Source organism: Mycobacterium sp. TH-M15 (assembly GCF_057473705.1).
In genome coordinates this window covers 1-1,547 of the sequence record NZ_JBYCLB010000141.1, presented here as the reverse complement: position 1 = coordinate 1,547, position 1,547 = coordinate 1, and the positions used below count along the sequence as shown (strand labels likewise).

The 1,547-nt window shown below is 73.4% G+C and carries 2 protein-coding genes; both read right to left on the bottom strand.

The genetic code is table 11. The features are described 5' to 3' along the window. Positions 1-388: hypothetical protein (locus AC2VNT_RS03460; protein WP_486945528.1), on the bottom strand; the 388-nt coding region annotated here is incomplete at its 3' end. Then, positions 385-1,383 carry a porphobilinogen synthase gene (hemB, locus tag AC2VNT_RS03455; protein ID WP_486945527.1) on the bottom strand — a complete coding sequence of 333 codons (999 nt, stop codon included), beginning with the start codon at positions 1,381-1,383 and terminating at the stop codon, positions 385-387. The genes hemB and AC2VNT_RS03460, both read right to left, overlap by 4 nt. Positions 1,384-1,547: the final 164 nt, after the last annotated feature.

Sequence of the window (1,547 nt, the reverse complement as noted above, 5' to 3'; positions counted from 1 at the left end):
ATATCGAGAAGCGCTGGCATCTGCCGATGAAGTGGTCGATGTCGGCCAGCACCTGCCCGGGTGGCCGGTCGGTCACCACCGCGCCGACCTCCTCGGTCTGCACCCGGCCGGTGACCAGCGCCATCGCCCCGCTCTTCGGCGAGACCGTGCTGGGGTAGTCACACTCCGGCGGCTCGGGGGTGCCGGTGTCGCCAGCCGGCTCGGTCAGCTTCTCGCTGGCGTCCTGGACGGTCCAGCCGGTGCCCGGGAAGTCCGCCGTCGTCACCAACAGCCGCTGCAGGCCGGTGTCGACGGTCATCGCCGGATCGGCGGGCTGGGTCCGGTGACATCCGACGGTGAGCAGCACCGCGGTCACCGCCGCGGCAGCCACCAGCCGCCGCCCGATCACCGCGGCCTCCCGTCCTCGGCCAGCCAGCCCGCCGCCTCGGCGGCCCAGTAAGTCAGCACGATGTCGGCACCGGCCCGCCGGATGCTGACCAGCGACTCCAACACCGCGGCTCGGCGGTCGATCCAGCCGTTGGCGGCGGCGGCGCTGATCATCGCGTACTCGCCGGAGACCTGGTAGGCGGCGACCGGCACCGGTGACGTCGCGGCCGCGGGCGCAACAATGTCCAAGTAGCCCAGCGCCGGTTTGACCATCACCAGGTCCGCGCCCTCGGCGAGGTCCAGTTCGATCTCGCGCAGCGCCTCGCGGGCGTTGCCCGGCTCCTGCTGGTAGCTGCGCCGGTCCCCGACCAGGCTGGAGTCCACCGCGTCGCGGAACGGTCCGTAGAACGCCGAGGCGAACTTGGCCGCGTAGGCCAGGATCACCACGTCGGGGTGGCCGGCGGCGTCCAGCCCGTCCCGGATGGCGCCGACCTGACCGTCCATCATGCCGCTCGGCCCGACCACCTGGGCGCCCGACTCCGCCTGCGCCACGGCAAGCTCCACGTACCGCCTCAGCGTGGTGTCGTTGTCGACCCGGCCCGCGGAATCCAGCACGCCGCAGTGGCCGTGGTCGGTGAACTCGTCCAGGCAGGTGTCGGCCATCAACACGGTGGCGTCGCCGAGGTCAGCGGCCAGATCGCGCAGCGCGGCGTTCAGCACCCCCTCGGGGTTGGAACCGGCCGAGCCGACGGCGTCCTTGTCGCGCGGATGCGGCACGCCGAACAGCATCAGCCCGCCCACCCCGGCACTCACCGCGTCAGCGGCAGCCGCCCGCAGCGAGTCACGGGTGTGCTGGTACACGCCGGGCATGGAAGGAATGGGCCGGGCTTCCGCTATGTCGTCGGCGACGAACATCGGCAGCACCAGATGCCGTGGCTCCAGCGACGTCTGAGCCACCAGGCGGCGCAGCGCCGGGGTGGCGCGCAGCCGACGCGGACGCTGACGCGGGAAACCCATCAGCGATACGCCCTACTCGCGTCGCCCGGCTCCGCCCGCTGGCGGCGGCCCGCTGCGCGCGGCTCCGCCGCGCTTGCAACCGGCTCCGCCCGCTGGCGGCGGCCCGCTGCGCGCGGCTCCGCCGCGCTTGCAACCGCCGCAGCCGCGCTCGCGATCACCGCCTG

Bases quoted from the DNA above. Each gene is read 5' to 3' on its own strand.
- hemB (WP_486945527.1), bottom strand. From the start codon at position 1,383: ATGGGTTTCCCGCGTCAGCGTCCGCGTCGGCTGCGCGCCACCCCGGCG.